The organism is Luteimonas sp. A649 (assembly GCF_054072735.1).
In genome coordinates this window covers 481442-504123 of record NZ_JBSVRQ010000001.1, presented here as the reverse complement: position 1 = coordinate 504123, position 22682 = coordinate 481442, and the positions used below count along the sequence as shown (strand labels likewise).

25 protein-coding genes are annotated in these 22682 nt (G+C 68.6%); 11 read left to right on the top strand and 14 right to left on the bottom strand.

From position 1 onward, the window contains the following. The 5 genes from ppnN to grxD form a co-directional block, all read right to left on the bottom strand. Complete coding sequence (gene ppnN, locus ACW5E8_RS02415) at nt 1-1392, bottom strand: nucleotide 5'-monophosphate nucleosidase PpnN (RefSeq protein ID WP_456963908.1); 1392 nt, start codon at nt 1390-1392, stop codon at nt 1-3. 146 nt (nt 1393-1538) lie between these two features. Further along, nucleotides 1539-4754 carry a TonB-dependent receptor gene (locus ACW5E8_RS02410; RefSeq protein WP_456963907.1) on the bottom strand — a complete coding sequence of 1072 codons (3216 nt, stop codon included), beginning with the start codon at nt 4752-4754 and terminating at the stop codon, nt 1539-1541. 152 nt (nt 4755-4906) lie between these two features. Beyond that, nucleotides 4907-5506, bottom strand: coding sequence for a YhgN family NAAT transporter (locus ACW5E8_RS02405; RefSeq protein WP_456963906.1), 600 nt, complete (start codon nt 5504-5506; stop codon nt 4907-4909). Beyond that, complete coding sequence (locus tag ACW5E8_RS02400) at nt 5503-6252, bottom strand: SDR family NAD(P)-dependent oxidoreductase (RefSeq protein WP_456963905.1); 750 nt, start codon at nt 6250-6252, stop codon at nt 5503-5505. Before ACW5E8_RS02400 ends, ACW5E8_RS02405 begins: the two co-directional genes overlap by 4 nt. Further along, nucleotides 6249-6575 (bottom strand): Grx4 family monothiol glutaredoxin, encoded by a 327-nt coding sequence (grxD, locus tag ACW5E8_RS02395; protein WP_456963904.1) that lies wholly within the window; start codon nt 6573-6575, stop codon nt 6249-6251. The genes ACW5E8_RS02400 and grxD overlap by 4 nt, the downstream gene beginning before the upstream one ends. A 73-nt stretch (nt 6576-6648) precedes the next feature. Between grxD and ACW5E8_RS02390 the strand changes: the two genes are divergently transcribed. After that, nucleotides 6649-7251, top strand: coding sequence for a superoxide dismutase (locus ACW5E8_RS02390; protein WP_456963903.1), 603 nt, complete (start codon nt 6649-6651; stop codon nt 7249-7251). A 41-nt stretch (nt 7252-7292) separates the two neighbouring features. Here ACW5E8_RS02390 and ACW5E8_RS02385 read toward each other — a convergent pair whose 3' ends face one another. Both ACW5E8_RS02385 and purE read right to left on the bottom strand, forming a co-directional pair. Beyond that, nucleotides 7293-8465 (bottom strand): 5-(carboxyamino)imidazole ribonucleotide synthase, encoded by a 1173-nt coding sequence (locus ACW5E8_RS02385; RefSeq protein ID WP_456963902.1) that lies wholly within the window; start codon nt 8463-8465, stop codon nt 7293-7295. Continuing rightward, nucleotides 8462-8968, bottom strand: coding sequence for a 5-(carboxyamino)imidazole ribonucleotide mutase (gene purE, locus ACW5E8_RS02380; RefSeq protein ID WP_456963901.1), 507 nt, complete (start codon nt 8966-8968; stop codon nt 8462-8464). The genes ACW5E8_RS02385 and purE overlap by 4 nt, the downstream gene beginning before the upstream one ends. Before the next feature lie 57 nt (nt 8969-9025). Here purE and ACW5E8_RS02375 point away from each other — a divergent pair, with 57 nt between their 5' ends. Both ACW5E8_RS02375 and nadC read left to right on the top strand, forming a co-directional pair. Beyond that, nucleotides 9026-9295, top strand: coding sequence for a Trm112 family protein (locus ACW5E8_RS02375; RefSeq protein WP_456963900.1), 270 nt, complete (start codon nt 9026-9028; stop codon nt 9293-9295). Further along, nucleotides 9292-10155 (top strand): carboxylating nicotinate-nucleotide diphosphorylase, encoded by an 864-nt coding sequence (gene nadC / locus ACW5E8_RS02370; RefSeq protein ID WP_456963899.1) that lies wholly within the window; start codon nt 9292-9294, stop codon nt 10153-10155. The genes ACW5E8_RS02375 and nadC overlap by 4 nt, the downstream gene beginning before the upstream one ends. Here the strand turns inward: nadC and ACW5E8_RS02365 are convergent. Continuing rightward, nucleotides 10152-10649, bottom strand: a complete 498-nt coding sequence (locus tag ACW5E8_RS02365; protein WP_456963898.1) for an FHA domain-containing protein — start codon at nt 10647-10649, stop codon at nt 10152-10154. The two genes, nadC and ACW5E8_RS02365, sit on opposite strands and share 4 nt — an antisense overlap. 80 nt (nt 10650-10729) lie before the next feature. Between ACW5E8_RS02365 and ACW5E8_RS02360 the strand changes: the two genes are divergently transcribed. Next, nucleotides 10730-11062: a DUF3301 domain-containing protein gene (locus tag ACW5E8_RS02360; protein ID WP_456963897.1), complete on the top strand. Its 333-nt coding sequence runs from the start codon at nt 10730-10732 to the stop codon at nt 11060-11062. A 7-nt stretch (nt 11063-11069) separates the two neighbouring features. Here ACW5E8_RS02360 and ACW5E8_RS02355 read toward each other — a convergent pair whose 3' ends face one another. From ACW5E8_RS02355 to ACW5E8_RS02330, 6 genes are all read right to left on the bottom strand, one after another. Beyond that, nucleotides 11070-11624 carry a ClpXP protease specificity-enhancing factor gene (locus tag ACW5E8_RS02355; RefSeq protein ID WP_456963896.1) on the bottom strand — a complete coding sequence of 185 codons (555 nt, stop codon included), beginning with the start codon at nt 11622-11624 and terminating at the stop codon, nt 11070-11072. 25 nt (nt 11625-11649) lie between these two features. Beyond that, a complete protein-coding gene (locus ACW5E8_RS02350) occupies nt 11650-12285 on the bottom strand; it encodes a glutathione S-transferase N-terminal domain-containing protein (RefSeq protein ID WP_456965216.1) in 636 nt (211 codons plus the stop codon). Nucleotides 12286-12307: 22 nt separating this feature from the next. Continuing rightward, the gene (locus tag ACW5E8_RS02345; RefSeq protein ID WP_456963895.1) at nt 12308-13048 is read right to left on the bottom strand and encodes a cytochrome c1; all 741 of its coding nucleotides are present in this window, start codon (nt 13046-13048) and stop codon (nt 12308-12310) included. A 4-nt stretch (nt 13049-13052) separates the two neighbouring features. Further along, the gene (locus ACW5E8_RS02340; RefSeq protein ID WP_456963894.1) at nt 13053-14312 is read right to left on the bottom strand and encodes a cytochrome b; all 1260 of its coding nucleotides are present in this window, start codon (nt 14310-14312) and stop codon (nt 13053-13055) included. Between the two features lie 3 nt (nt 14313-14315). Next, nucleotides 14316-14951, bottom strand: a complete 636-nt coding sequence (gene petA / locus ACW5E8_RS02335) for a ubiquinol-cytochrome c reductase iron-sulfur subunit (protein ID WP_456963893.1) — start codon at nt 14949-14951, stop codon at nt 14316-14318. A gap of 139 nt (nt 14952-15090) precedes the next feature. Next, nucleotides 15091-15987, bottom strand: coding sequence for a lytic transglycosylase domain-containing protein (locus ACW5E8_RS02330; protein ID WP_456965215.1), 897 nt, complete (start codon nt 15985-15987; stop codon nt 15091-15093). A gap of 220 nt (nt 15988-16207) precedes the next feature. Here ACW5E8_RS02330 and miaB point away from each other — a divergent pair, with 220 nt between their 5' ends. From miaB to ACW5E8_RS02295, 7 genes are all read left to right on the top strand, one after another. After that, the gene (gene miaB, locus ACW5E8_RS02325) at nt 16208-17611 is read left to right on the top strand and encodes a tRNA (N6-isopentenyl adenosine(37)-C2)-methylthiotransferase MiaB (protein ID WP_456963892.1); all 1404 of its coding nucleotides are present in this window, start codon (nt 16208-16210) and stop codon (nt 17609-17611) included. 11 nt (nt 17612-17622) lie between these two features. Further along, on the top strand, nt 17623-17874 hold the full coding sequence (locus ACW5E8_RS02320) for a hypothetical protein (protein ID WP_456963891.1): 252 nt from the start codon (nt 17623-17625) through the stop codon (nt 17872-17874). 34 nt (nt 17875-17908) lie between these two features. Continuing rightward, nucleotides 17909-18931, top strand: coding sequence for a PhoH family protein (locus tag ACW5E8_RS02315; RefSeq protein WP_456963890.1), 1023 nt, complete (start codon nt 17909-17911; stop codon nt 18929-18931). 10 nt (nt 18932-18941) lie between these two features. After that, nucleotides 18942-19430: an rRNA maturation RNase YbeY gene (ybeY, locus tag ACW5E8_RS02310; protein ID WP_456963889.1), complete on the top strand. Its 489-nt coding sequence runs from the start codon at nt 18942-18944 to the stop codon at nt 19428-19430. Nucleotides 19431-19487: 57 nt separating this feature from the next. Next, nucleotides 19488-20366 carry an HlyC/CorC family transporter gene (locus ACW5E8_RS02305; protein WP_456963888.1) on the top strand — a complete coding sequence of 293 codons (879 nt, stop codon included), beginning with the start codon at nt 19488-19490 and terminating at the stop codon, nt 20364-20366. A 21-nt stretch (nt 20367-20387) separates the two neighbouring features. Beyond that, nucleotides 20388-21611, top strand: a complete 1224-nt coding sequence (locus ACW5E8_RS02300) for a lipoprotein N-acyltransferase Lnb domain-containing protein (protein ID WP_456965214.1) — start codon at nt 20388-20390, stop codon at nt 21609-21611. Between the two features lie 67 nt (nt 21612-21678). Then, complete coding sequence (locus tag ACW5E8_RS02295) at nt 21679-22677, top strand: magnesium and cobalt transport protein CorA (RefSeq protein ID WP_456963887.1); 999 nt, start codon at nt 21679-21681, stop codon at nt 22675-22677. Nucleotides 22678-22682 lie beyond the last annotated feature (5 nt).

The window sequence follows — 22682 nt, the reverse complement described above, 5'->3', positions numbered from 1 at the left end:
TCAGGTCACCACCTCATAGCACGGCTTGTACTCCCCACTGATCTTCATCCGCCGCTGCTCCACAAACGCCCGCAACAGCGCATCCAACGACTCCATCATGTCCTTGTCGCCATGGATCTGGAACGGCCCATACGCCTCGATCCGGCGCATGCCGTCCTCCTTCACGTTCCCCGCCACGATCCCGGAAAACGCCCGCCGGAGATCCGCCGCCAGCTCATGCGGCTTCCGCCCATGGTGCAGGTCCAGCCCCGCCATCGCCTCGTGCGTCGGCACGAACGGCTGTTGGAACGTCAGCGGGATGTCGAGCCCCCAGTTGAAATAGAACGAGTCCTTGTGCGCGATCCGCGCTTCGCGCACGCGCTTCACGCCGACCGACATCCGGCGGGCTACCGCCTGAGGGTCGCCGATGATGATCTCGTAGCGCTCGGTGGCGGCTTCGCCCAGGGTCAGGCGGATGAACTTGTCGATCTGCTCGAAGTACGGCGCGGACGCCACGGGACCGGTCAGGATCAGCGGGAACGGCAGCTCGGCGTTCTCCTCGCGCAGCAGCAGGCCGAGCAGGTAGAGGATCTCTTCGGCGGTGCCGACGCCGCCGGGGAACACGATGATGCCGTGGCCGACGCGGACAAAGGCCTCAAGGCGCTTCTCGATGTCCGGCATGATCACCAGCTGGTTGACGATCGGGTTCGGCGATTCGGCCGCGATGATCCCCGGCTCGGTGATGCCGATGTAGCGCGGCCGACGCTGGCGCTGCTTGGCGTGGGCGATGTTGGCGCCCTTCATCGGACCCTTCATGGCGCCCGGTCCACAGCCGGTGCAGATGTCCAGGCCGCGCAGGCCGAGTTCGTAGCCGACGAGCTTGGTGTACTCGTATTCGACGCGGTTGATGGAGTGGCCGCCCCAGCAGACCACCAGGTTGGGGTCGGACGGGTACAGCAGGCGGGCGTTACGCAGCAGGCCGAACACGGCATCGGTAATGCCGGCGGACGACTCCAGGTCGGCCGCGCATTCCGGGCCGAGCTCGATCGACATGTAGGCGAGGTCGCGCACGGTGGCGAACAGCAGCTCGGCGACGCCGCGGATGATCTCGCCGTCGACGAAGGCCATGGCCGGGGCGGCCTTGAGTTCAATGCGCAGGCCGCGGTCCTGCTGCAGCACCTGGATGTCGAAATCCGGGTACATCTCCTGCGCGGCGCGCGGGTCGTCGTTGGCGCTGCCGCTGGTCAGCACGGCGAGCGCGCAGCGGCGCAGCAGGTCATGCAGGCCACCGGACGAGGCGTCCTTGAGGCGGGCCACTTCCTCGCGCGAAAGCACGTCAAGTCCGCCCCGGGGATAGATGCGGGCGTCGACGGTGGGCAGGGTGGTGGCTTCGGGGCTTGTTGCGTGGGTCATCTGTCTTCTCTTCTTCTTGTTGTCATCGTCGTTTTCGGGCAACGACTCTAGCGCACCCCGGCTTGCCTGCGGGAATGCCTCCAGCCCTGGAAACGGGAACGGCCGGGACATGCCCGGCCGTTCCGTTTACTGCTTCGCGCGTGGGATCAGAACTTGTACTTCACGCTCAGCATGACCGACCAGCGGGAGACGGCGGTGTTGATGCCGTCGCCGTTGTTCTCCTGGATGCCGGAGTTGTCGGTGGAACCGCTGAAGTTGTAGACGTACTTGCCGGTCTCCGGGTTGATGCCCGCGTAGTTGGCCACGCGGCGGGTGGAGAAGAAGCCGTAGTCGTCGATCAGGCCCCAGTCCTTATCGATCAGGTTGCCGACGTTCATGATGTCCAGGGCGATCTCGGCCTTGTGGCCTTCGAAGAACATCGGGATTTCCTGGCTCACGCGGACGTCGAAGCTGTTGGTCCAGCCGGCGCGGAAGGCGTTGGCCGGGGCCACCTGGCCGCGGTAGCGCTCAAGCTCCGGAGCGTTGGTAGCCATCCAGTCGAAGAAGCGCTGTTCCATCGCGGTGCCGCCCACCCACTCGACGTCGCCGGGGCCGGCGGGCACGTAGAACAGGTCGTTCGTGCCGGCGCTGTCGCCGTTGAAGTCGTTGTAGTAGATGTAGCTGAACGGACGACCCGAGCGACCTTCATAGAACAGGCCGGCGGTGGTCATGTTGTCGCCGAAGAACGCCTTCTGCCAGGTCAGGGCCGCGGTGAAGCGATCCTTGATGGCATAGCGGGAGTTGTAACCCACCGGGCTGTTGGAGTTCATCACCAGGGTGTTGTTCCAGTTCGACGAGTTCTGCGAGCTCGTCGCCGGGCTGAACTCCGTGGCGGACGTGTGGGTGTAGCCCACGGTCCAGCCCCACTGGTCGACGACCGGCTTGGACAGCGCCAGGGTGAGCTGGCGGGCCGAGCCCTTGTCGGTGTTGCGGATCACGATCGCCTGGTCGACTTCCGGGTGCCGGTTGGCACGGTTGCCCGCCCCGTTGCGGCCGTTGCTGATGCCGTTGCCCGAGATGCTTTCCGGATCGTAGCCGGCGGCATTCCAGAACATCGCGCGGCCGTCCTGGCCATAGCGGGTCGCGTCACCGATGTCGATGCGGTCGAACCACAGCGCGTTCTTGTTCTTGGTGACCAGCAGCTCGGCAGACGCCACCAGGCCGTACCACGGCAGCTCGTGGTCGAACGCCAGGTTGGCCTTCCAGATCGACGGCAGGGCCAGGCCCGGCTCCATGATGTCGGCGGTGATGCGCGGTGCCGAGGCGCCGCCACCGGCCGGGATCGTCGGCGGGACGGTCGGATCGAAGTCGGGAACATCGTCGCCGGTGATGTTGTACGAATCGAAGTTCAGGCCGGTGTTCTGGAACGGACCGGCGAGCCACACGTTCGGGTTGCCGCCCTGGAACAGGCCGATGCCGCCGCGCAGCTGGGTCGGGCGCTCGCTGTCGAAGGTGTAGTTGAAGCCGAAGCGCGGCTGCCACAGCTCCTTGTCGACGGTGACGGTGTTGTCCAGGCCGTAGATGTCCTCGATGCGCTGGTTGTAGATCGGCGAGTTGCCGAAGTCCGGCATGTCCACGCGCAGGCCGAACATCAGGCTCAGGTTGTAGTTGACCGCCCAGGTGTCCTGCACGAACAGGCCGGTGTTCTGGAACGAGTAGGCCGCCGGGATGTCCGCCATGCTGCCGCCCTGACGCGGGGCCCGCAGCTGGTAGTTGAGGGCGTTGCCGGCCTCGAAGTCCTCGAGGCTGTCGAAGGTCCAGACGCCGTTCACGTCACGGCCGTAGAAGTTGAGGATGTCGTTGTCTTCGTAGTCGAAGCCGAACTTCAGCGTGTGGTCGCCGACGTACCAGGTACCGGCGCCGAACACGGTCAGCTGCTCGGTGTCCACGACGTTGGCGTGGCGGTTGCGCTCGGTGCCGAGGTTGATGCTGTCCTGGCCCGGGCCGACGTTGTCGATGAAGATGGTCGGCAGGTTGGCGTAGGTCTCGGCGATCGACGAGTAGTCGCGCTGCGAGACCTTGAACTCGGTCGAGAAATTGTCGCTCCAGTCGCTGAACAGCTCGGCGACGGTGCTTTCGAAGGTCTTGTTCTGGTCGTACCAGTAGCTCGACAGGGAGACGCTGCTGCCGCCGAAGCCCACCAGCTTGGGCACGATTTCCTCGGTCTTGCTGTAGCGCAGGGCCGCGCGGTGGTTGTCGTTGATGTTCCAGTCGAGCTTGACCGCGTATTCCTCGATGTCCGTCTCGGAAACGCTCGGCGGGTTCAGGCTGCCGGGGTCGAAACCGAAGCCCTGGGCCGCTGCCACCACGCGTGCGATGTGCCCGTCGTCAATGTCGCCATCGCCGTACGGGGTGCCCGACAGGCTGGTGCCCGGGCGCGCGCGCTTGAACTGCTCGTAGTTGGCGAAGAAGAAGAGGCGATCCTTGACGATCGGGCCGCCGAAGGTCAGGCCGTAGGTCTCTTCCTTGTCGAAGCCGTTGAACTCGACGCCACGCAGCTCGCTGCGGACCCAGTCGCCGTCGCGCAGCGCGTAGTACATGCTGCCGTGGAATTCGTTGGTACCCGACTTGGTCACGGCGTTGACCACCGCGCCGGTACCGCCGGAGATCGTGGTGTCGTAGTTGGCCAGGTCGATCTGGATTTCCTCGATCGCGTCCATGGAGACCGGCTGGCGCTCGGTCGGCATGTTGTTGGCTTCGAGGCCGAAGGGATCGGAGTTGCTGACGCCGTCGATGCGGATCACGTTGAAGCGCGAGTTCTGGCCACCGGCCGAGATCGAGCCGTCGGCCTTGCTGACCTGCGAGATGCGCGGATCCAGGCGGATGTAGTCCTGGATGTTGCGGCTGGCCGAAGGCAGCGCTTCGATGGCATCGTTGTTGAGGTTGGTGCCGGTGCCCATCTTGGTGGCGCTGAAGATCTCGGAGCCGCCAGCCACGCCGACCGCGGTCACGGTGCCGAGCGTGGTCACGTCGCCGGTGAGCTGGGCGTTGACGGTGTTGGCCTGATTCAGGCCAAGGTACACGTTGTCCTCGGTCCTCGTGCCGGCGCCGGCCTTGGTGATGACGATTTCGTACGGGCCGCCCACGCGCAGGCCGCGGGCGCTGTAGCGGCCGCTGGCGTCGGTGGTCACGCGGCTGGTGGTGCCGGATTCAACGTGGACGATCGTGACTTCTGCGTTCGTGACCGGCTGGCCGTCGCTACCCAGTACGACGCCGCCCACGCCTGCGGACGTGGCGCTCTGGGCGAGGACGGGTGCGGCGGCAAGCGCGGCGATGAGGCCGAGCGAAAGTTTCGACACACGGAGGGCGTTGCGACGGGTCATGGCTGGACTCTTGGCAAGGAAAACGGATCGCGCCAGGCGGCACGGGAGGATGACTTCGGGTGGGTTCCCACTCACGCCGCGACCGCCAGAGCGGCAGCGGTTAACGACAGATTAACACGGTAGCCCGTCTGTATGACAGCGGGATGACTGTTTCAAACCGACCCCAGGCCGCCCAGGTAGGAGGACAGGCCGTCGAGCAGCATCTGCACTGAAATCGCCACCAGCAGCATGCCCATCAGGCGCTCCACGGCGGTCAGGGCGCGGGCGCCCAGCAAACGGTACAGGTAGGGGGCGCAGAACAGGATCGCAGCGGTGGCACCCCAGGCGATCATCAGCGCCAGGCTCCATTCCCAGAGGCGGTCCGGCTCCCGGGTCCCCATGAGCATGACGGCGGCCATGCCCGAGGGGCCCGCAACCAGCGGCACCGCCAGCGGAACGATGAACGGCTCGCCGCCCGGGATTTCGCCCATCAGGCCCTCCGGGGGCGGGAAGATCATGCGGATGCCGATCAGGAACAGGACGATGCCGCCCGCGATCGACACCGACTCCTGGCGCAGGTGCATGACCTCGAGCGCGTGCTTGCCGACCCAGAGGAAGACCATCAGCACGCCCAGCGCGATCAGGAGTTCCCGGGCCAGCACGATTCGCTGCCGCTTCGGCGGCAGGTGGCGCAGGATGCTGAGGAAGACCGGGATGTTGCCCAGCGGATCCAGGATCAGGAACAGCAGCAGCGCCGCGGAGGCGATGGTCATCGCGGCAGCGCCCAGGCCTCGCCGCGGTGGGCCGCACCCGCGGCAGACAGCAGGGTGACGCAGGCCTCGGCCGCCACGGCGGGATCACGGGCGCGCCGGTCCTCGTCGGCGACATGCGAGCGCGCGCGCAGCGGCGTGCGCAGCGGCCCCGGGCGCAGGCCGTGGAAGCGGACCGGGCCGCTGGCGTGCTCGGCGTGCAGGGTGTCGAGCAGCGCGCGTTGCCCGTGCTGGGCAATCCCATAGGCACCGCGGTAGGCGGCGGGTACGTCGTCGTCGAGCACAAACACCACCGAGGCATCCGACGCCCGGCGCAGCAGCGGCAGGCAGGCCTGGGTCAGCCACCAGCGCGCGGTAAGGTCGACATGCAGGGTCCGGGCGAAGCTGCCCGGATCGGTATGTTCCAGCGGGGTGAGCCCGGCGAAGTCGGCGGCACAGTGCAGCAGGCCATCGAGGCGCCCGAGCTGGGCGCCGATGCGCTCCGCCAGCTCCACATGATCGCCGTACTCCGCGCCGGCAAGGTCGAAGGGATAGTTGACCGGCTCCGGCAGGCCCGCCGGGTCGCGCGCGATCGCGTCGTAGACCCGGTTGAGCTTGGGCACCTTGCGCCCCAGCAGCACGGTGGTCGCGCCCGCGCGCGCGCAGGCGTGGGCGGCGGCCGCACCCAGCCCGCCGTGGGCACCGGTCACCAGGACCACGCGCCCGGCCAACGCGGCCGGCGCGCCCGCGGCGGCCGCGGGCGTGCTCACGCCTTCTGCGTCTCCGCGACCATGCGTGCCAGCTCACCGGACTCGAACAGCTCCATCGTGATGTCGCAACCGCCGATCAGCTCACCATGGATGAACAGCTGCGGGAACGTCGGCCAGTTGGAGATGCGCGGCAGGTTGGCGCGGACCTCGGGGTCCTCGAGCACGTTGACGCTGTGCAGGGTCGCCATGTCGGCGCCGGCTTCGCGCAGGGCACCCACGGTGCGGCTGGAGAAACCGCACATCGGGAACTGCGGCGTGCCCTTCATGAAAAGGACGATCGGGTGGCCTGAAATCTGGGCCTGGATGCGTTCGATGATGGGCATGTCTGCTCCGACGTTCTGGGCGCGTGGCCGGGAGCCGGCAGCGCACGATGGGGATCGCGCTATTGTAGCGTCCATGGCCATCGAACTTGCCGCCCTGCCCTGGGACCGCACCGCGCTCGAACCCCATATCTCGGGTGACACCCTCGATCTTCAACATGGCCGCCATCACCGCGCACACGTGGAGGCGGTCAACGCGCTCGCGCCGGCTGCCGGCATGGGCGCGGCCAGCCTCGAAGACCTCGTGCGCGGCGCCCAGGGCGCACTGCAGCAACACGCTGCACAGGCCTGGAACCTGGCGTTCCAGTGGCGTTGTCTCAAGCCGGCCGCGGGTGGCGGTGGCGGCGAGCCGCAGGGCGTGCTGGCCGAAGCCATCACGCGCCGGTTCGGAGACATCGCACGGTTCCGCACGCAGTTCGCAGCGATGGCCACCTCACTGCAGGGTTCCGGATGGATCTGGCTGCTGCAGCGGCCGGACGGCTCGGTCACCCCGGCGCTGACGGCCAATACCGCGTCACCGATCACCGGCGAGGACCGGCCCCTGTTCGGGTTGAGCCTGTGGGAGCACGCCTACCTGCTCGACTATCGCGAAGCCCGCGGTCGCTACGTCGATGCGGTCTGGAAGCTGGTCGACTGGACCTTCGTCGCTTCGAACCTGAGGTCGGCGGGGCAGCTATAGCTGCGACTTGCGACCACCTGAGATCGCAGCTGTAGCTGCTCCTACAGCTGCGGGGCGAACGTGGCCTCGCGCGGTTCCCGCAGGCGGGCGGCAACAGGTGCCACCTGCGCCTGGCGACCCAGCGCCGCGCCGACCCGCTCCAGGGCACCGGCCAAGTCTTCGTCGGAGTCCGCACGCAGCGTGGCATGGCCCACCTTGCGGCCGGGGCGTGCAGCCTTGCCGTAGTCGTGCCAGTGCCCGCCGGCCTCGGCCAGTACGGGGCCGGGCGAAGGCATCTCGCCGATCCAGTTGAGCATGCAGGCTCGCCCCAGCGCCCGCGTCGCGCCCAGCGGAAGGCCGAGCACGGCACGCAGGTGGTTGTCGAACTGCGAGGTCTCGGCGCCTTCGATGCTCCAGTGCCCGGAGTTGTGCACGCGGGGCGCGAGTTCGTTGGCGAGCAGGACCCCGTCGCGGCAGAACAGCTCCAGCGCGAACACGCCAACGTAGTCCAGCGCTTCCGCCAGCGCGCGAGCGTATCCGACGGCGCAGGCCTCGAGCTCCGGGGCGACGCGTGCCGGCGCGAGGCTGGCGGACAGCACGCCATCCACGTGCCAGTTCTCGGTCAGTGGCCAGGTACGGAACTCGCCATCGCGGGCACGTACGGCAACCACGCTCAGCTCGCGCTCGAAGGGAACGAAGGCTTCCAGGATCAGTCCTCCGGCCCCGGCCTGCGTCCCCAAGGCTTCCCACGCCGCGCCTGCATCACCCGCTGCGCGGATCCGGAACTGGCCCTTGCCGTCATAGCCCAGGCGCCGGGTCTTGAGGATGCAAGGCGTACCGAGCTTCGCCACCGCGGCATCCAGGTCCTCGCGCGTGTCGACGGCCACATAGCCGGGCACGGGAATGCCAAGTTCGCCGAACAGCGTCTTTTCCGCCAGGCGATCCTGGCTGGTCCCCAGCGCGCGCGGGTTGGGGAACATCGGCACCCGCTCGCTCAGCCACTGCGCGGACTCGGCCGGCACGTTCTCGAAGTCGAAGGTGGCGATGTCGATCCCGGACGCGAACTCGGCAAGGGCCGCGCCATCGCGGTAGTCGCCCACCACCAGCGGCGCGAACTGGCCGGCGCAGGCCTCGGTGCTCGTGTCCATGACCGAGAAGCGCAGGCCCAGCGGTGCACCGGCCAGCGCCATCATGCGCGCCAGCTGTCCGCCACCGAGGATGCCGACGGTGGTCATCGCCGCGGGTCGTCGTTGCCAGCGACGTCGTCGGTCTGGCGCTTGCGGAAGGCGTCGAGCGCCGCGGCGACGTCGGCATCGCCGGCGGCCGCGAGCTGCGCCGCGGCGAACAGCGCCGCGTTGGCCGCGCCGGCGTTGCCGATGGCGAAGGTAGCGACCGGCACCCCCGCCGGCATCTGCACGATCGACAGCAGGGAGTCGAGTCCGTTGAGCGCCTTCGACTGCACCGGCACGCCAAGCACCGGAACGGCGGTCTTCGACGCCAGCATGCCGGGGAGGTGCGCGGCACCGCCGGCGCCGGCGATGATCGCCTTGAGGCCGCGCTCGCGCGCCGTGGCGGCGTACTCGAACAGGACGTCGGGCGTGCGGTGCGCGGACACGACGCGGACCTCGTGCGCGATGCCGAGCTCTTCGAGCTTCTGCACGGCGTGCTGCATGGTGTCCCAATCGGATCGAGAACCCATCACGACGCCGACGACGGGCGAACTGCTGGTGGCGGTCATTGGCCGTCCCCGGTGGCAAAGACGTATTCTAGCGGCCCCACGCCGCGACGTACCGCCATGGACCGCAAGCTGCTCGACATCCTTGTCTGCCCCGCCAGCCGCCAGCCGCTGGCGCTGCTCGAACCCGCGGGCCTGGACGCGCTGAACCGCGCGATCGCCGCCGGCGGCGTGGTCCGCGGCGACGATACTGCGCAGGCCGCGACGCTGCGCGAGGCCCTGGTCACGCGCGACCGGCGCACGGCCTACCGCGTCGACGACGGCATCCCGGTGCTGCTGGCCGACGAGGCCATCGCCACCGCGCAGGTTCCGGACTTCCCCGGCGCATGAACGGGGCCGGCGAAGTCTTCGCTCCGCCGCCGGCCGACATCGTCGCCGCGGACATCGGACGCGCGCTGTCCGAAGACCTCGGCACCGGCGATGTCACCGCCGCCCTGCTCCCCGACGCGCCCGAATCCGCCTACCTGCTGTGCAAGGAAGACGCCGTGGTCTGCGGCCGGCCGTGGTTCGATGCCTGTCATCGGGCGCTCGACCCGGGCGTCGGGATCGACTGGCGCGTGGCCGAGGGCGACCGCGTGCAGGCCGGCACCGTGCTCGCCACGCTGCGCGGCCGCACCCGCGCCCTGGTCAGCGCAGAACGCACCTCGCTCAACTTCATGCAGACCCTGTCGGGCACGGCAACCACGGTCGCCGCCCACGTCGACGCCGTGCACGGCACCCGTGCGCGCATCCTCGATACCCGCAAGACGCTGCCCGGCCTGCGCATCGCGCAGAAGTATGCGGTGCGCGTGGGCGGCGGCGACAACCATCGCATGGGCCTCTACGACGCGGTGATGCTCAAGGAAAACCACGTGCGCGCCGCCGGCTCGATCACCGCGGCCATCGCTGCTGCGCGCAGCAGCCAGCCCGGCCTGCCGCTGATCGTCGAGGTCGAAACGCTGGACGAACTGCGCGCCGCGCTGGATGCCGGCTGTGACCGCATCCTGATCGACGACTTCGATGCCGCGACCCGGCGCGAGGCCGTGCGCATCGCCGCGGGGCGGATCCCGCTGGAAGTCTCGGGGGGCGTCGACCTGCAGTCGCTGCGCGCGATCGCCGCCGATGGCGTCGACTGCATCTCCATCGGTGGGCTGACCAAGCACGTGCAGGCCGTCGACCTGTCGCTGAAGCTCGGGCCGCCGCCGGCCTAGCGCAGCAGCAGCGCGACGGCGGCGCCCAGCACGCCCAGCGCGGCCACCCACCACCACGCCGATGCCCCGCCCCGCGCCCTGCGCCCGGGCGCCTGCTGCTGCGTGACCGCGCCGGGCGCGACCACGCGGAAGCGCAGCACGTCGAAACCCAGTTCGTCACCGTGGCGTGCCCACCCGCGCTGCTGCGGCGTTTCGTTGAGCAGCCAGCCGTTGGTCGAACCGAGGTCCTCCACCAGCAGCCCCTCGTCGGTCGGCGTCAGCCGCACGTGGTGGCGGGACACCCCGGGATGGTCAAGATGGATGCCGCAGTCCGGTGCCCGCCCGAGCACCGTCGGCCCGACCAGCGGGAAGGTGCGGCCGAAGCCGGCACCGCCCACGCCGCGCAGCACGTAGCGCGGCAGCGCCGGGCGGACCACGGTGGCCGCGACCGATCGGTCCACGGGTGGCTGCGACGGCAGGTCAAGGGCCTCGTCGGCCTGGCGGATGGTGTTCATGCGACGGAAACTGCGATGTGGTGCGTGAAGCCCACGCAAAGGCTTGCCGAAAGTCGGGGCTGGCCCCAGATTGCACATCCATGCCCAGCCTGATCCTGCTCATGATAGCCGCCGCGTTCGCTTACGCGTGGTGGAACGCGGCGCGCGCCGCAAGCGAATACGCTACCGATGTGGGGCGCGCCGCCTGCCGCGCCGCCGGCGTACAGCTGCTGGACCAGACCGTGCATGCCACCGGCCTTCGCCTGCGGCGCCGCAGCGATGGCCGCCTGGGCCTGGAGCGCAGCTTCCGCTTCGAGTACTCGCACGAGGGCACGGACCGCAATCGCGGGCGCATGGTCTTCCATGGGCGGCGCCTGATGTCGCTGACCGGACCCGCGCCGGCAGTGGCGGCGACGCTCCCCGGCAAGGACTGAGCGCGGGCTACTTCACCACGCGCAGGTGCGCGCCGCGGCGCGGGGGCGAGGTGCCATCGTCATCGCCGCCGTCATCGCCGTCCGGCGGGGTGCGATCGACGTCGCCGTCACCCGCACCGCCCGGAACCACGCCGAGGATCACCTCGCTGCCAGACGCACCGCCGCGCGCCGCGGGGTCGTCATCAGCCACGCCGTCGCCGGCCGCTTCGCCTGTCATCCCGCCTCCGGGTCCAGGCTGCTCTTCCGGCAGGGCCATGCCCTGCCCCGTCTCGCGCGCATAGATCGCGAGCACTGCGCCCACGGGCACCAGCACGGGATGGCTGACGCCGCCGAAGCGCGCTGTGAAAGTCACCGCTTCGTTGTCCATGTCCAGGCGGGCCACGGCGCGCTCGGCCACGTTCAACACCACCCGGCCATCTTTCACTGTGTGGGCGGGCACGCGCACGCCCGGGCGGGTGGCGTCGACCAGGAGGTGCGGCGTCATCCCGTTGTCCACGATCCATTCGTACAGCGCCCGCAGCAGGTACGGGCGATGGCTGGTCATCCGCGACACGTCATTCATGCCGGGATTCTAACGCGGGCACCGCTCAACCCGGCAGGTCGCGCAGGTTGCGCTCCTGCGGCGTCAGGCTCCGGGTGAAGCCCGGGTTGCGGAAGATGCGGTTGCCGTAGTCCTCGATCGCCTTGCCATCCTTGGGCAAGGGCACGCCGAGCGAATCCAGGCGCCAGATGATCGGCGCCATGGCGCAGTCGGCCAGGCTCATTTCCGGATTCAAGAAGAACTTGAAGGCCTTGAACAGCGGCACCGACGCGGTCACCAGGTCCTTCAGGCGCTTGCGCGCGGCATCGGCCTGCGCCTTGGTGCCGGTCTGGATCGCGCGGACCTCGGGAACCCAATCGTGCTCCAGGCGCAGCATCGCCAGGCGCAGCCGCGCCCGCGACAGCGGGTCGACCGGCATCAGCGGCGGATGCGGGTAGCGTTCGTCAAGGTACTCGGTGACCACGCTCGAGGCGTAGAGCACGAGGTCGCGCTCCACCAGTGTCGGGACCGAGTGGTAGGGGTTGAGGTCGATCAGGTCTTCGGGCGGATCCTTCGGATCCACCGTGATCAGATCGTAGGTGACGCCCTTCGCCGCGAGCACCAGCCGCACGCGGTGGCAGAGGACGTCGTCGACGGAGGAAAAAAGCGTGAGTGCATTACGCATGCGCGGACTCGCTGCCATCATCGAACCAATCCCCCCGAAGTCAGTGGACGTCCTTCCAGTATTCCTTCTTCAACAGCCAGGCCAGGAAGGTGAAGAACGCAAGGAACAGCATCACCCAGACGCCGATCGCCTCGCGCTTGAGGGCAATCGGCTCGCCCGCGTACTCGAGGAAGGCCGTGATGTCGCGCACTGCCTGGTCGAACTGCACCGGATCCATGCTGCCCGGGGTGGCGATTTCAAGGCGCTCGATCAACGGGTCGCCGGTGGCTTCGTCCTTGCCGCCGTAGACCGGCTGCTGGATGCCCTGCAGTTCCCACAGCACGTTCGGCATCGAGGCGTTGGGGAACACGGTGTTGTTCCAGCCCAGCGGGCGCGAATCGTCGATGTGGAACGACTTGAGGTAGCTGAAGATCCAGTCGCCCCCGCGCACGCGCGAGGTCAGGCTGAGATCGGGCGGCACGGTGCCGAACCACTGCGCGGCGCCCTCGGCAGGCATCGCGGTGAGGATCTGCTCGCCGAACTTGGCGCCGGTGAAGTTGAGGTTCTCCATCACCTCGTCCTCGGTCAGGCCCAGGTCCTCGGCCATGCGCGAGTAGCGCAGGTACTTCAGCGAGTGGCAGGCCGAGCAGTAGTTCATGTACAGCTGCGCACCACGCTGCAACGAGGCCGTGTCACCGAGATCGGTACCGGCGTGCTGCAGCGGGCCGCCCGCCGCGGCCAGTGCCGAGAACGAGAGCAGCATGGCGGCCGCGAAGGCCGTGGCGCGGGTGATCAGGGTCATGGGCTTAGTCATGCGTGGTCACCCGCTCCGGGACCGGCTTGGTGGAATCGAGCTTGGTCCACAGCGGCATGGTGATGAAGAAGGCGAAGTAGAAGAAGGTCAGCACGCGGCCGACGATGGTCTCGACCGGATCGGTGCCGGGGCCGGCGCCGATCTTGCCCAGCCAGAAGAAGCTGAGCGCGAACAGGCCGAGGAGCACCTTGGACATCCAGCCGCGGTACCGGTACGAGCGCACCTTGGCGCGGTCGAGCCACGGCACCAGGAACAGGATCGCGATCGCGCCGAACATCACCAGCACGCCGCCGAGCTTGTCCGGGATCACGCGCAACATCGCGTAGTACGGCGTGTAGTACCAGACCGGCTTGATGTGCTCCGGCGTCACCAGGCGGTTGGCCTCGGTGAAGTTGTCATGTTCCAGGAACCAGCCACCGAACGCCGGCGCGAAGAAGATGATGAAGGCCGCGATCATCAGGAAGAAGCCCACGCCCACCAGGTCCTTGACCGTGTAGTAGGGGTGGAACGGGATGCCGTCTGCCGGCTTGGTCGCGTCCCAGCGGTTGCCCTTCGGACCCTTCTTGATGTCGACGCCGTCGGGGTTGTTCGACCCGACCTCGTGCAGCGCGCCCAGGTGCAGGACCACCAGCAGCAGCAGCACCAGCGGCAGCGCGATCACGTGGAGTGCGAAGAAGCGGTTCAGCGTGGCGTCGCTGGGCAGGTAGTCGCCCATGATCCACTCCACGAGGCCGCCGCCGATCACCGGGATCGCACCGAACAGCGAGATGATCACCTTCGCGCCCCAGAACGACATCTGGCCCCAGGGCAGCACGTAGCCCAGGAAGGCCTCGGCCATCAGCACCAGGTAGATCAGCATGCCCAGGATCCACACCAGCTCGCGCGGCTTCTGGTAGCTGCCGTACATCAGCCCGCGGAACATGTGCAGGTAGACGACGATGAAGAACAGCGATGCGCCGGTGGAGTGCATGTAGCGGATCAGCCAGCCCCACTCGACGTCGCGCATGATGTATTCCACCGACGAGAAGGCCTCGGCGGCGGACGGCTTGTAGTGCATCGTCAGGAAGATGCCGGTGACGATCTGGTTGACCAGCACCAGCATGGCCAGCGAGCCCATGTAGTACCAGAAGTTGAAGTTCTTCGGCGCGTAGTACTCGGTCATGTGCTTGCGGTACATCGGCATCATGCCGGGCGCACGCTCGTTGACCCAGTCCATCACGTTGTTGGCGGTGCGCGTGATCACGTTCGACATGGCTTACACGGCCCCCTGCGGATCGACGCCGATGACGATGGTGTTGTCGTCGACGAAATGGTGCGGCGGCACCACGAGGTTGGTCGGAGCGGGCACGCCCGAGAAGACGCGGCCGGCCATGTCGAACTTCGACTTGTGGCAGGGGCAGAAGTAGCCGCCCTTCCAGTTCGGGTCGAACGGCGCCGGGCGGATCTCGGCGACCATTTCCGGCGAACAGCCGAGGTGGGTGCACAGGCCCACGAGCACCGAGATCTCGGGCTTCAGCGAGCGCAGCTCCGGGTTGGCTTCGCGGACGTACTCCGGCTGCTGCTCCAGGTTTTCCGACCTGGGGTCGCGGAGCTGGTCATCGAGTGTCGGCAGCAACTGCAGGATTTCCTGCGAGCGCTTGACGATCCAGATCGGCTGGCCGCGCCATTCCAGCATCAGGCGCTCACCCACGCCCAGCGCGCTGATGTCGGCGGTCACCGGCGCGCCGGCGAGCTGCGCGCGCTGGCTTGGGAACCAGCTCTTGACGAACGGAACCGCGGCCACGCCGACGCCCACGGCGCCGACCACCGCGGTGGTGGCTGTCAGGAAGCGGCGACGGCCGTTGTCGACCGTGCCCCCCTCGACAGGATCCAGAACCCCTTCATTGCCCATCACCACTCCGAATGTCGTCCGGTCGCTGTTGTTTTGGCTGCCACAGACGGGACACCCGGTACCGGGTGCCCGCCGTCAAAGACAATGAAGTGTAGCGGAACGCCGATTCAGGGGACAACGTTCCGTGCCCTGCGACCAGTCAGTTCGCCGCCAGGTGACCGCGGTAACGATCGGCCAGGACGCCCACGCGCTCGACGTAGCGCCGGGTTTCGTTGTAGGGCGGCACGCCCTTGTGGCGATCCACCGCGCCCTCGCCCGCGTTGTAGCCGGCCGCGGCCAGGGTCAGGTCGCCGTTGAAGCGCTTGAGCAGCCAGGCCAGGTATCTCACGCCGCCACGGATGTTCTGCGACGGGTCGAAGGCGTTGGTGACCCCGAAGCGGTCCGCGGTGGCCGGCATCAGCTGCATCAGGCCCTGGGCCCCGACGCGCGAAAGGGCGTTGGGATTGAACGCCGATTCGGCATGCATCACCGCGCGGATGATGGCCTCCTCCACGCCGAACTCCGTGGCCGCGGCCTTGACCTCTGCATCGTAGGCGATGGTGTTGAGGCGGACATTGCCGAAGTTGAGCCCCGGCGACCCGCAGGCGTAGCAGGTCTCGAAGAAGCTGTAGGAAATGGTGCGCAGCGCGCTGGCACCGCCGCCGCTGGGCTTGCGGCTGGTGTAGTGGCGGACCCCGTCCTTCACGTAGGAATAGACCTGGCCCTGGACGAGGCGCCGCGAGCCCGAACCTGCCGACGGCGCCGAAGGCACCGAGACGGTGGCGGGCGCCGCAGCCGCTCCCGACCCCATGAACGTGGCGGGCGCATTGGCATTGAGCGAGGCAGGCGAACCCTCGACCGCGGCCGAAGCCCTCACCGCACCGACGGCGGCCGGGGCGGTCGACGGCTGGCTGGGACGCGAAGGACGGCTCGGGCGATAGGTGCTGGCCACCTTGCAGTCGGCGCCCTTGATGCGCTTGCTGACGTAGCTCGTGACGCCGTCACCGGCTTCGCAGCGGTAGATGGTCCCGGCCACGGCTGGCGCGGCCATCACCATGCCGGCCAGGCCGATCGTCGCCAACACGGCGAAACCCGTGGCTTTACCGTAGCAATTCATCCCCGCCCCTCCATCGCGCGCAGTCTCCTATCTTGCGGGGGCCTTGCCAAGGGCCGGAACCGTGACGCCGTCCGAGGAAACGCCGCCTCCCCGCCGGAACGGCCATCGGACTGTAAACTGCGCGCCCCGGCCCGGATTGACCGCCGCCCCCGGAAATTCCATGACCCGCGAAACCACTCCGCGCAAGCTGTTCATCCAGACCCACGGCTGCCAGATGAACGAGTACGACTCGGCCCGCATGGCCGATGTCCTGGCCGCGTCCGACGGATTCGAACTCACCACGAAGGCCGAAGAAGCCGACGTGATCCTGGTCAATACCTGCTCGATCCGCGAAAAAGCGCAGGAAAAGGTCTTCAGCCAGCTGGGCCGCTGGAAGCACCTGAAGCGCGACGGCCGGCCGGTCCTGATCGGGGTGGGCGGCTGCGTGGCGAGCCAGGAGGGCGCAGCGATCGTGAAGCGCGCGCCCTACGTCGACCTCGTCTTCGGCCCACAGACCCTGCACCGGCTGCCGGAGCTGCTCCGCAGCCGCCGTGACACCGGCCTGCCCCAGGTCGACATCAGCTTCCCCGAGATCGAGAAGTTCGACCGCCTGCCGGAGCCGCGCGCCGAGGGCCCGAGCGCCTTCGTCTCGATCATGGAGGGCTGCAGCAAGTACTGCTCGTTCTGCGTGGTGCCCTACACCCGCGGCGAGGAGGTCAGCCGGCCGTTCGAGGACGTGCTGGTGGAGGTCATGCAGCTGGCCGCGCAGGGCGTGCGCGAGGTGAACCTGCTGGGCCAGAACGTCAACGCCTATCGCGGCCCCTTCGCGCCTGCCGACGCCGGGGATGACGGCACGGCCCCGGCCGGGCCGCAGTTCGCCGACCTCGGCCTGCTGATCCGCACCATCGCCGAGATCGACGGTATCGACCGCATCCGCTTCACCACCTCGCACCCCCTGGAGTTCTCGGATTCGCTGATCGAGGCCTACCGCGACGTGCCGCAGCTGGCCAACTACCTGCACCTGCCGGTGCAGTCGGGCAGTGACCGGATCCTGTCGGCGATGAAACGCGGCTACACCGCGCTGGAGTTCAAGCAGAAGATCCGCAGGCTGCGCGCGGTGCGCCCGGACATCTCGATCTCGTCGGACTTCATCGTCGGCTTCCCCGGCGAGACCGATACCGATTTTGAAAAGACGATGAAGCTGATCGAGGACGTGGGCTTCGACCAGTCGTTCTCCTTCATCTATTCGCGCCGCCCCGGCACGCCCGCCGCCGACCTCGAGGACACCGTGTCCAGCGAGGCCAAGCACGCGCGCCTGTCGCAGCTGCAGGCGCGTATCAACGCGTGCGCGGCCGGCATCTCGCAGGCGATGGTGGGCAGCGTGCAGAAGGTGCTGGTGACCGGACCGTCCCGCAAGGATCCGAACGAACTCACCGGGAGAACCGAGAACATGCGTCCGGTGAACTTCGCGGGCCACCCGCGCCTGGTCGGGCAGTTCGTCGACGTCGTGATCACCGACGCCCTCACCAATTCGCTGCGGGGGCGCGTGGCCACGTCCGACGCAACGGTCCCGGCGATCGCCTGAGCGGCGCGTCCGTGAGCCGTCCGACAGGACCGACGAAAGCGGCGCGAGGACGCCGCTTCGATCCCCTCGGCCTCTGGCTCTGCGGCCTGGGCGCGCTCGGCCTGGCCCGCGCCTGGCTTTACCTCGTGCGCGATGGCGGCACGGCCGGTCCGGTCGGCTGGATCTGGCTGGGCGGCTCCGTGCTGCTCGCCTGCATCGGCCTGGTGCTGCTCGTGCGCCGATGGCTCGCGGAATCGCACGGCCGATCAATCAAGAACACGTGACGCCTACCGACGGCTTCCGCGCTACGCTTCCCGCATGCCCAATCCCCACCAGCGCGACTTCACCCTCGACCCCGCCGACACCGAACGGCTGGCCAACCTCAGCGGACCGTTCGACGGACACCTGCGCCAGATCGAACTGGCGCTGGGCGTCGAGATCGCCAACCGCGGCAACGTCTTCCGGGTCAGCGGCACGGATGCCGCGCGCGTGGACGCGGCCGAGCGCCTGCTGCGCGACATGTACCGTGAAGCCGCCACCGAGACCTTCGACGGCCACGGCATCCACCTGCGCCTGAACGCCGCCCGCGCCGCGCGCGAGGACCAGGAAGCGACCCGCCCCGCCACCACTCGCGATGCCGACGCCGACTTCGTGCCCCAGGACGTCGCGATCCGCGTCAAGCGCGGCACCATCCGCGGCCGCGGCCCGAACCAGCAGAAGTACCTGCACGCGATCGCCACCCACGACATCAACATCGGCGTGGGTCCAGCGGGCACCGGCAAGACCTTCCTGGCCGTGGCCAGCGCGGTCGAGGCCCTGAACGAATCGCGGGTGCAGCGGCTGGTCCTGGTGCGCCCGGCGGTGGAGGCCGGCGAGAAGCTCGGCTTCCTGCCCGGCGACCTGTCGCAGAAGGTCGATCCCTACCTGCGGCCGCTGTATGACGCGCTCTACGAGATGCTGGGCGTGGAAACCGTGCTGCGGCTGCTTGAGAAGAACGTCATCGAGATCGCACCGCTGGCCTATATGCGCGGACGCACGCTCAACGACGCCTACGTGATCCTCGACGAAGCCCAGAACACCACCATCGAGCAGATGAAGATGTTCCTGACCCGCCTCGGCTTCGGCAGCACGGCGGTGGTCACCGGCGACCTCACCCAGATCGACCTGCCCAAGCAGGTGAAGTCGGGCCTGCGCGACGCGCTCGACGTACTGCACGATGTCGAAGGCGTCAGCTTCACCTTCTTCGAATCGCGCGACGTCGTCCGGCATCCGCTGGTGGCCCGCATCGTCAACGCCTACGACCGCCGCGACGCGCAGGACGCGTCCACCGGTCCGGCGTAGACTGCCGGCCATGACCAAGGGTCCGGTCCGCCTCGACGTGTCCGTCGGCTATGCCCTGCCCCGCGCAGGGCTGCCGGCCTCGGTGAGCTTCCGCAAGTGGGTGGCCGCTGCGCTGGCCGGCCGCATCCTGGAGGCCGACCTGGCCATCCGCCTGGTGGATGCGAAGGAAGGCCGCGCCCTGAACCGCCACTACCGCGGCAAGGACTACGCCACCAACGTGCTCAGCTTCCCCGCCGAGCTCGACGAAGGCATCAAGCTGCCGCCGGGCGTGCGCATGCCGCTGCTCGGGGACCTGGTGCTCTGTGCCCCGGTCATCGCCCGCGAGGCCCGCGAGCAGGGCAAGCCGCTCGCGGCCCATTACGCCCACCTGACCGTCCACGGCACCCTGCACCTGCTGGGCTGGGACCACGGCGACGACGTCGAGGCCGAGGCCATGGAGCAGCTGGAACGGGACATCCTGGCCGGGATGGGCATCGACGACCCCTACCGCGCAGGCTGAACGGACGCGGTAAACTCCCCCGGCCGCCCCACCCCCCGGGGCGACGATACGAGCGAGATGTCCGAAGACGACAGTAGTAATGGCAATGGCCCCGGCAGCACGCCGGAACCTCCGGAACGCCGGCGCAGCTGGCTGGATCGACTGAGTTCGGCCATTTCGGGCGATCCCGACTCGCGCGACGACCTGGTCGAGCTGCTGCGCGACGCCCAGGCCGACGGCCTGATCGAGGCCGACACCCTGCGGATGATGGAAGGCGCGATCGCCGTGTCCGACATGACCGTGGGCGACGTCATGGTGCCGCGCTCGCAGATGGTGTCGCTGTCGGTCGATTCCCGCCTCATCGATCTGATGAAGGACGTGGTCGAGTCCGGCCATTCGCGCTTCCCGGTGCACGGCGAGGACAAGGACGAGATCCTGGGCATCCTGCTGGCGAAGGACCTGCTGCGCGGCGTGGTCGCCGACAACGGCCCCGGTTCGATCCACGCGCTGCTGCGCCCGGCGGTGCTGATCCCCGAGTCGAAGAAGCTCAACGTGCTGCTGCGCGAGTTCCGCCAGTCGCGCAACCACATGGCGATCGTGATCGACGAGTACGGCGGCGTCGCCGGCGTGATCACGATCGAGGACGTGCTGGAGGAGATCGTCGGCGAGATCGACGACGAGCACGACGACGCCGAGGATCCCGAGGCCCTGATCGCGGCCCAGGCCGACGGCCAGTACGTGGTCGACGCGCTGACGCCTATCGACGACTTCAACGAGCGCTTTGGCGCCGACTTCGACGACGACGAGTACGACACCATCGGCGGGCTCATCACCGCGGCCATCGGCCACCTGCCCGAAGCCGGCGAGGAGCTCACGCTTGGCCGCTTCACGTTCCGCGTCGCCAGCGCCGACGCGCGCCGGCTGCACGCCCTGCACCTGTCGATCCATGGCGACTGAAGCGTGACGGCATCCCTGGCCATGGTGGGGCGCGCAACCCGCCCGGCCGCCATGCTCGGCCTGCTGCTGGCGCTGCTCGCCTGCTGCCTGCCGGCCCTGGCCGCCCCGCGCATCGGCGTGGCCACGATGCAGCCCGGCGAGATCTTCTTCGAGCGCTTCGGACACAACGCGATCGTGGTCGACGACCCCGCCGCCGGCCCGCCGCTGTCCTACAACTTCGGCTTCTTCGACCCCGAAGAACCCGACTTCCACCAGCGCTTCATGCGCGGTGACATGCAGTACCGGCTGGCGGTGCTGCCGCTGGCGCAGGACCTCGCCTACTACGAAAGCGTCGGCCGCGGCGTCGCCATCCAGTGGCTCGACCTCGAAGAGGAGACGGCTACCGCGCTTGCCGAACGCCTGGCCTGGAACGCGCGCCCTGAAAACGCCAGCTATCCCTACGACTACTTCCTCGACAACTGCAGCACCCGTGTGCGCGACGCGCTCGACGCGGCATTGGGCGGCCTGCTGGCGCGGCACCTGCAGGGACGCTCGCAGGGCAACACCTTCCGCAGCGAAGCCGTGCGCCTGGCGCGCCCGGACCGGCTGATGGCGCTGGGCTTCGACCTTGGCCTGGGCCCGGCGGCCGACCGTCCGAACGCGCTCTGGGAGGATGCTTTCGTCCCGATGCGGCTGGCGCAGTCCCTGCGCGACGTGCGCCTGGCCGACGGGCGGCCCCTGGTCGTGGCCGAGGAGGCGTTGCTGCCGCACCTGCTGGAGCCCGAACCCGTGCCGCGCCGCGTCGCCTGGTGGCCGTGGCTGCTGGTGGGCGTCGCGCTGGCCGCGCTGGCGTGGTCGCAACGCCACCGTCCCCGCGCGGTGGCCGCCGCCGCGCTTCCCGTCTGGCTGCTGTGCGCCGCGCTCGGCGCCGTGATGCTCTACATCTGGCTGGGCACCGCGCACCGCTTCGGCTGGGCCAACCACAACCTGCTGCTGTTCAACCCGCTGTGCATCCTGCTGCTGCCCGGAGCCTGGCGGATTGCCCGCGGACGCGACGGCGGCCTGGCCTTCCGCATCGTGCTGGCCGTGGTCGCGCTGGGCCTCCTGGTGGCGCCCTTCCTGCTGTGGATGCCGCTGCAGACGCAGCGCAATGCGCATTGGCTGGCTTTGATGCTGCCCTTGCAGCTGGCATTGGCCGCGGCGCTGCATGCGCGCGCAGGCCCGCGTGCCCGTGGCAGTGACGAGGTGGCCGCGGCGGAAACCTGATCAGGCCGACGCCACGGCCCGATCGACCGCCTTGCCCGAAGCAGGCGCTCGGCGCAGGATCCGAGCCATGAACGACCAGCGCTGCGACCTTCCACAATCAGTGGTGAACTGCGCGGCCTACGACCGCGACGGCCGCCGCCGCGACATCGACCTCGACGCGATCAGCGACGTGCTCGCGGTCGATGACGGCAGCTTCGTCTGGATCGGCCTGTACGAGCCTGGCGAGGACGTGCTGGAGAAACTGCAGGAAGAATTCTGCCTGCACGACCTCGCCATCGAGGACGCCCACAACGCACACCAGCGGCCGAAGCTCGAGGCCTACGGCGATTCGCTGTTCCTGGTCGCCAACACCGTGCAGGTGGTCGACGAGCGCATCCGATACGGCGAGACCCATGCCTTCCTCGGCCCACGCTACCTGGTCACCGTGCGCCACGGCGATTCGCTGTCCTACGCACCGGCGCGTGCGCGTATCGAGCGCGACCCCGAGCTGCTGGCACTTGGCCCGGCATTCGGCCTGTACGCGGTGCTCGACGCCATCGTCGACAACTACCTGCCGATCGTCGACGAGTTCAAGGCCACCCTGCAGGCGCTGGAGCAGGACGTTTTCAGCGAAGCCTTCAGTCGTGGAACCATCCGCCGCCTCTACGACCTCAAGCGTGAGTTGACCTATATGCGGGTCGCGGTGACGACGATGCAGGACGTGCTGTCGCAGCTGGTGCGCAGCAGCAGTCCGCTGGTATCCGACGAGGTGCGCCTGTACCTGCGCGACGTGCTCGACCACTCGGTGCGCGCCAACGATGCGGTCGACGTGCTGCGCGACATGCTCGGCACCGCGCTGGGCGTCAACCAGGCCCTGGTCACACTGGCCCAGGGCGAGGTGGTCAAGCGCCTGGCCGGCTGGGCGGCGCTGCTCGCAGCCCCCACGCTCATCGCCAGCTGGTACGGCATGAACTTCACAAACATGCCGGAACTGCAGGGCCGCTGGAGCTATCCGGTGCTGGTCGGCGGAGTCGTCCTGGTGGTCCTGGTGCTGTACCGCTACCTGCGGAAAGTACGCTGGCTCTGATGCCG

Excerpts from the sequence above, each read along its gene's own strand:
- ppnN (WP_456963908.1), bottom strand. The coding sequence starts at position 1,392 with ATGACCCACGCAACAAGCCCCGAAGCCACCACCCTGCCCACCGTCGAC.
- ACW5E8_RS02410 (WP_456963907.1), bottom strand. The coding sequence starts at position 4,754 with ATGACCCGTCGCAACGCCCTCCGTGTGTCGAAACTTTCGCTCGGCCTC.
- ACW5E8_RS02405 (WP_456963906.1), bottom strand. The coding sequence starts at position 5,506 with ATGACCATCGCCTCCGCGGCGCTGCTGCTGTTCCTGATCCTGGATCCG.
- grxD (WP_456963904.1), bottom strand. The coding sequence starts at position 6,575 with ATGCCCATCATCGAACGCATCCAGGCCCAGATTTCAGGCCACCCGATC.
- ACW5E8_RS02390 (WP_456963903.1), top strand. The coding sequence starts at position 6,649 with ATGGCCATCGAACTTGCCGCCCTGCCCTGGGACCGCACCGCGCTCGAA.
- ACW5E8_RS02385 (WP_456963902.1), bottom strand. The coding sequence starts at position 8,465 with ATGACCACCGTCGGCATCCTCGGTGGCGGACAGCTGGCGCGCATGATG.
- purE (WP_456963901.1), bottom strand. The coding sequence starts at position 8,968 with ATGACCGCCACCAGCAGTTCGCCCGTCGTCGGCGTCGTGATGGGTTCT.
- ACW5E8_RS02375 (WP_456963900.1), top strand. The coding sequence starts at position 9,026 with ATGGACCGCAAGCTGCTCGACATCCTTGTCTGCCCCGCCAGCCGCCAG.
- nadC (WP_456963899.1), top strand. The coding sequence starts at position 9,292 with ATGAACGGGGCCGGCGAAGTCTTCGCTCCGCCGCCGGCCGACATCGTC.
- ACW5E8_RS02365 (WP_456963898.1), bottom strand. The coding sequence starts at position 10,649 with ATGAACACCATCCGCCAGGCCGACGAGGCCCTTGACCTGCCGTCGCAG.
- ACW5E8_RS02360 (WP_456963897.1), top strand. The coding sequence starts at position 10,730 with ATGCCCAGCCTGATCCTGCTCATGATAGCCGCCGCGTTCGCTTACGCG.
- ACW5E8_RS02355 (WP_456963896.1), bottom strand. The coding sequence starts at position 11,624 with ATGAATGACGTGTCGCGGATGACCAGCCATCGCCCGTACCTGCTGCGG.
- ACW5E8_RS02350 (WP_456965216.1), bottom strand. The coding sequence starts at position 12,285 with ATGGCAGCGAGTCCGCGCATGCGTAATGCACTCACGCTTTTTTCCTCC.
- ACW5E8_RS02345 (WP_456963895.1), bottom strand. The coding sequence starts at position 13,048 with ATGACCCTGATCACCCGCGCCACGGCCTTCGCGGCCGCCATGCTGCTC.
- ACW5E8_RS02340 (WP_456963894.1), bottom strand. The coding sequence starts at position 14,312 with ATGTCGAACGTGATCACGCGCACCGCCAACAACGTGATGGACTGGGTC.
- petA (WP_456963893.1), bottom strand. The coding sequence starts at position 14,951 with ATGGGCAATGAAGGGGTTCTGGATCCTGTCGAGGGGGGCACGGTCGAC.
- ACW5E8_RS02330 (WP_456965215.1), bottom strand. The coding sequence starts at position 15,987 with ATGGTGATGGCCGCGCCAGCCGTGGCCGGGACCATCTACCGCTGCGAA.
- miaB (WP_456963892.1), top strand. The coding sequence starts at position 16,208 with ATGACCCGCGAAACCACTCCGCGCAAGCTGTTCATCCAGACCCACGGC.
- ACW5E8_RS02315 (WP_456963890.1), top strand. The coding sequence starts at position 17,909 with ATGCCCAATCCCCACCAGCGCGACTTCACCCTCGACCCCGCCGACACC.
- ybeY (WP_456963889.1), top strand. The coding sequence starts at position 18,942 with ATGACCAAGGGTCCGGTCCGCCTCGACGTGTCCGTCGGCTATGCCCTG.
- ACW5E8_RS02305 (WP_456963888.1), top strand. The coding sequence starts at position 19,488 with ATGTCCGAAGACGACAGTAGTAATGGCAATGGCCCCGGCAGCACGCCG.
- ACW5E8_RS02300 (WP_456965214.1), top strand. The coding sequence starts at position 20,388 with ATGGTGGGGCGCGCAACCCGCCCGGCCGCCATGCTCGGCCTGCTGCTG.
- ACW5E8_RS02295 (WP_456963887.1), top strand. The coding sequence starts at position 21,679 with ATGAACGACCAGCGCTGCGACCTTCCACAATCAGTGGTGAACTGCGCG.